This window comes from Helicobacter suis, assembly GCF_902196125.1.
GTDB classification, from domain to species: domain Bacteria; phylum Campylobacterota; class Campylobacteria; order Campylobacterales; family Helicobacteraceae; genus Helicobacter; species Helicobacter suis_B.
The window spans coordinates 1-5,218 of the sequence record NZ_CABIKG010000031.1 but is presented as its reverse complement, the minus strand read 5'-3'; the positions used below and the strand labels follow the sequence as shown (position 1 = coordinate 5,218).

The window sequence follows — 5,218 nt, the reverse complement described above, 5'->3', positions numbered from 1 at the left end:
GCTTAGATCAAATTAGAGTCATTTAAAAACTGGTGTAGTTGCTTGTATTCTTTAGGGTTTAAATAACGCGCTTTGCCCACAGGTAAAGCGTTGAGTGAGACAAACCCAAAGCTAACCCGCCTTAAATCTAGTACTTCTTTCTTAAAGTGGGCAAAAAAGCGCCGGATCTCGCGATTATGCCCCTCTTGCAAGGTAAGTTTAATCTTAGAATAATTGCGCTGATTTTTAAGGATTTGGCACGCCATAGGCGCAATGTGCATGCGTGTGCGTTTACTCTTAGGGTGTGCGCCTTTTAAACCTTGAATTTCTAATCCAGTTTGCATGGCCTCTAGCATAGTTTGTGAAATATTTCCTTGAATTTTTACCAAATACACGCGTTCTAAAGAACTGTGCACCAGCGCATTGACAACCTCTTTACTATCGCTTAAAAGCAACAACCCCATAGAGGCAAAATCCAAACGCCCAATAGGGGTAAAATGCCTAAATTTGCTCTCTAAACTCTCAAAGATCGTTTTACGCCCGCGATGATCCATTCTACTGACTAATTCGCCTTTAGGCTTATGATAAACCAGCACGGTATAACTTCTTTTTTCATAAGGATAAAGCGCGCGCCCCTCTACAAAGATTTTATCATAAGGGCTAAAGGGAGTAGCAAAGCTAGCTAATTTGTGATTAATTCTAACCTTGCCCTCTTTGATGAGTTTATCCGCTTGTCTGCGCGAACAAGGTAGATTGTGGGCTATTAATTGATTAAGGCGCATTAACTATCTAACCACTCAAAGCTTTTAAAATTCTCTTTAATTGCAGTGTTAACTTTTAAAGCGGTTGTGAATTTCAACCGCTTCCCCTTTTCATTAAAGATCACAGAGAGGGCACGGTTACCCTTATGGCGCTTAGCTTCCTCTTTAATGCGCACAAAGAGATCAGGGGAGATGTTAGTATCTAGCACTAAAGAGAGGGGGGTATGTTTTTGATCGAGCAAACAACCGGTAGTGGTGTTAAAATCTTTAAGAATGTCTATAGGTTCTGTTTCTTGCTCTTGTTCTTCTGTGTTTTTATAACGCGCCTTAGCGATCTTATTTTGTTTGATCGCCTCTAAAGTTTGGATTTCTAGCAATCTCAAGCGGGCTACCTCCTCTTGTTCCTCTACCTTGCATTTAAAGGCAAGAGGTAAAGTGCTATCAAGTTGATCTAAAGTACTAAGCTGTTTTTCAAAGAGCAAGAGATCAAAGCGCCCGGATAAATCTACAATACTAGCCTCCCCATAAGCTTTCTTACTTTTCTTGCCTATCTTGCGTTTAAGTTCTAGGATTTTACCAATAAAGGTCGCCTGCGATCCAATTTCAAGGCGATGAATATCCCGACTTTTGGCTACATTTTTAAGGGCTTTAATTTGATCTTTAAACCCATCTAATGGGTGTCCTGAAAAATAAAGCCCCATGCATTCATACTCAAAATCTAAAAGTGTATTATTATCGTATTCATCATAGATTTTTAGTGTTAAATGCGCCTTTTCTTGATCCTCGCTAGATAGATTAGCAAATAGCCCGGCACTCATCTGGGCATTAGATTTATCCTTGCGCCGCCCTTCCTCACAAATCAAATCCAAGTTTTCTAGCATGGTTTTGCGGTTATAGCCCAAATTATCCAAACTCCCGGATTTAATCAAGGGTTCTAAAATGCGCTTGCTAAACTTAGAAAAATCTATCTTGCTGATAAGATCTTCTAAATCCTTAAACTCCCCGTATTTTTCTCTAAGTTCAACTAGCATGCCCAAAGGCCCCTCGCCTGCTCCCTTAATTGCCTCTAGGCCAAAGATAATCACCTTTTCCCCCTTTTGATCTTGTACCCTAAACTGCACATCAGAGACATTTACATGCGGGCGCTTGATCTTAATACCCATAGAGTTAGCCTCCTCCACATAGTAGGCTACCGAATCAATATGGCGGCACTCGCTACTTAACATGGCAGCCATAAAGGCGTGTTTGTAGTGGGTTTTTAAATAGGCCGTTTGAAAAGTGAGCATCGCATAGGCAGCCGAGTGGGATTTATTAAAACCATAGCCGGCAAATTTAACGATGAGATCAAAGAGTTCGCCTGCTTTATTGCAATCAAAGCCCTTTTTCTTAGCGCCTTCTACAAATTTAGCCCTGTTATCAGCCATGATCTGTGCGTCTTTCTTACCCATTGCACGGCGAATCAAATCAGCCTCCCCTAAGGAAAAGCCGGCGATAGTTTGCACAATTTGCATCACCTGTTCTTGATAGATAATTGTCCCATAAGTGGGGCGCAAAATAGGCTCAAGCGCATCAAACATGTAGGTAATGGGTGCAGATCCATGTTTTCTATTCACAAAATCATCTACCATACCCGACTCCATAGGCCCCGGGCGTCCTAATGCAATAATGGCAATAATATCCTCAAAGCGTGAGGGGCGCAGGCGTTTATTAAGGGTTTGAAACATGCCTGATTCAATCTGAAATATCCCTACCGTGTTGCCCTCTTGAATCGTGGCATAAACCTTAGGATCGTCCATGTCTACACGCAAAAAGTCAATTTTTTCATGGCTGTATTTTTCAATGATGTTTAGCGCGTCATGGATAACCGTGAGGGTTTTAAGCCCTAAAAAGTCAAATTTAATTAGATCTATGGCCTCTAAATATTTCATAGAATATTGCGTAACAATGCCCCCCGTGCGCTCGCTAGTATATAGCGGGGTTTTATACCACAATTCGCGCTCACTATCCACCACTAAAGCTGCGGCGTGTTTGCCTGCTGAGCGGTTAAGATTTTCTAGGCGCAAGGAAAAATCCCAAACCTCTTTGGCTAATGGATTGGTTTGTAAAAGCGTTTGGATTTTAGGCTCTAAATCATAGGCTTCTTGCAAAGTGATGCCTAGACGATTGGGGATAAGCTTAGCCATTTCATCGGCCTCTTTATAGGGCATGTCTAATACCCGCGCCACATCGCGAATCACCCCCTTAGCCAGCATTTTATTAAAGGTAATGACTTGGGCGACATTGTATTTTCCATATTTTGCGATCATATAATCTAACATTTCACCCCGCCGTCTTTGGCAAAAATCTGTATCAATATCTGGCATAGAAACGCGCTCGGGGTTTAAAAAGCGCTCAAAGAGTAAATCGTATTTGAGTGGGTCAATATCTGTAATTTGCAAACAAAAGGCGACTAAACTGCCTGCTGCGCTGCCTCGCCCCGGGCCTACTGGAATGTTATTTTCACGCGCATAGCGGATAAAATCCCATACAATGAGCATATAACCCGCAAAGCGCATATCTGTAATGACTTTAATTTCATACTCTAGCCGCTCCTCATAGCGCGCATGTTCTTTAATATCCACCATTTCTAGGCGCTTTTTTAACCCTTCTCTAGCCTTGTGGGCAAAATAGGGCGCGTCTTCTTCTATATCTAGCCCCTCGCTTAAAGCGTAGTCCTTAGTGAATTTAAAGCGCGGTGGGGTTGGGGGGTTACTCTCATCTTTTAAATCAATCTCAAGCTGGCATTTTTGCGCGATCTCTTGGGTGTGTTCTAAAGCTTCAGGAATGTCGGCAAAGAGTTTAGCCATCTGCGCCGGAGATTTAATATAAAACTCGTGTACCGAGTGTCTTAAGCGGGTGGGATCGTTTAGCGTCTTACCCATTGCTACACACATGGCAATTTCTTGTGCGTTAGCATCTTCTTTGTTGGTGTAGTGGGTGTCATTAGTGGCGATGAGCTTGATCCCTGTTTCTAAAGAGAGTTTGAGGATTTGATCATCAATGAAGAATTGGCTGGCAATGCCATGGCGCATGATTTCCATGTAAAAGTCCTCACCAAAAATACTTTGGTATTCCTCTGCCACCCGTTTAGCCTCATCATAGCCCTTAGCCCCGTATTTTTTATTCTTCTCACTAAGGGTGTTTAAATGCCAATTAATTTCGCCTTGTAAACACGCACTTGAGCAGATTAGCCCCTTGCATCGCTCTTTAAGAAGTTTTTTATTAATGCGGGGAAAGTAGTAAAAGCCCTCCAAAAAAGCCTGTGAACTTAGATACATTAAGTTATGATAGCCCTCTAAATTTTTAGCATAAAGGCAAAGGTGGAAGCGCTGCTTGCTTTGTTTATCGCCTAAGTTTGTAGAATTGTGGATATAAGCCTCCATGCCAATAATGGGCTTGATCCCCTCTTTTTGCATGCAAGTATAAAAATCAATCGCCCCAAACATGTTTCCATGATCGCTCATGCTCACACTTTCCATGCCAAGCTCTTTAATCTTTTTTGCCAAAATTTTAATTTTATTAGCCCCGTCTAAGAGCGAGTACTCGGTGTGTAGGTGCAGGTGGGTAAAGTTTTGCATAAAAATCCTTTTTTTCATCTTATTACAGGAGGACTTAAAAATCAAACTTTATCTCTACTCTTTTAAATCCCCCTCCCCCGGATTTTTAATTGCATTTCTTAAAATTTTCTTTTGTTCATTTTGTAAAAGTGCTTAGTCAGTCTAACTTTTTGTTAGTACAACTCGAGTATCAGAAATTTTCTTAAGATTATACCCCCTTAATTTATTAAGTACCCCCACTCCACCAGCTGCAAAGGCAATTGCTAATGCTGAAGTAGTGGCTGGAAGCCCTAGCACTCCTACAGCCCCAGCTGCAACCACACCACTAGCAGGAGCAGCCACGCCCCCACTTGCAAGTAGTGCTGCAAGAGCTACGCCAATTGCCCCTATTGCTACAGCCCAAGCAACCTTGCCTGTTGCTTTGATTCTAATCGTTTTTGTTGCTAAATCCCCCTCTATTTCTATGCTGTCCCTCCCCTCTTTAATCGCTCTAGCTAATTCTTTTTCAGTTTGAATTGCCATGCTTTCTCCCTGTGTTTTAGATTTTGATTTTCAAGTCTTTCATTCTATTACAGGGGGACTTAACAATCAAACTTTATCTTTATTCTTTTAAATCCCTTCCCCCGGATTTTTAATTGCATTTCTTAAAATTTTCTTTTCTCTACTTTGGGCATTTTGTAAGAGATTAGCATGACTCTTTTTAGTTTCTTGAGGCCAATCTTTACCTTGTTCCTGTACATTCCACTCAGGATACACCCCCATTACACTTAAATAATCACGCAAGCACGCCTCTTCTAAAAATTTATAGCTCAAAGAGGCCTCAGGCACTTCATGCACTCCTAATAATCCTTTAATAAAGGCCTTAAAATTATCTTGATAGAT

The 5,218-nt window shown here is 41.4% G+C and carries 3 protein-coding genes and 1 pseudogene; all 4 read right to left on the bottom strand.

Translation table 11 applies throughout. The annotated features are described in order from the left end of the window. Positions 1-2 precede the first annotated feature (2 nt). A complete protein-coding gene (locus G6Q00_RS08060; protein WP_163532737.1) occupies positions 3-761 on the bottom strand; it encodes a pseudouridine synthase in 759 nt (252 codons plus the stop codon). After that, on the bottom strand, positions 761-4,357 hold the full coding sequence (gene dnaE / locus G6Q00_RS08055) for a DNA polymerase III subunit alpha (protein ID WP_205426578.1): 3,597 nt from the start codon (positions 4,355-4,357) through the stop codon (positions 761-763). Before dnaE ends, G6Q00_RS08060 begins: the two co-directional genes overlap by 1 nt. 141 nt (positions 4,358-4,498) lie before the next feature. Further along, positions 4,499-4,858, bottom strand: a complete 360-nt coding sequence (locus G6Q00_RS08050; protein WP_163532735.1) for a hypothetical protein — start codon at positions 4,856-4,858, stop codon at positions 4,499-4,501. A gap of 87 nt (positions 4,859-4,945) precedes the next feature. After that, positions 4,946-5,218, bottom strand: a pseudogene (locus tag G6Q00_RS08045) (hypothetical protein); the annotation flags it as partial.

Coding starts and splice junctions, on each gene's coding strand:
- G6Q00_RS08050 (WP_163532735.1), bottom strand. CDS start 4,858: ATGGCAATTCAAACTGAAAAAGAATTAGCTAGAGCGATTAAAGAGGGG.
- G6Q00_RS08060 (WP_163532737.1), bottom strand. CDS start 761: ATGCGCCTTAATCAATTAATAGCCCACAATCTACCTTGTTCGCGCAGA.
- dnaE (WP_205426578.1), bottom strand. CDS start 4,357: ATGCAAAACTTTACCCACCTGCACCTACACACCGAGTACTCGCTCTTA.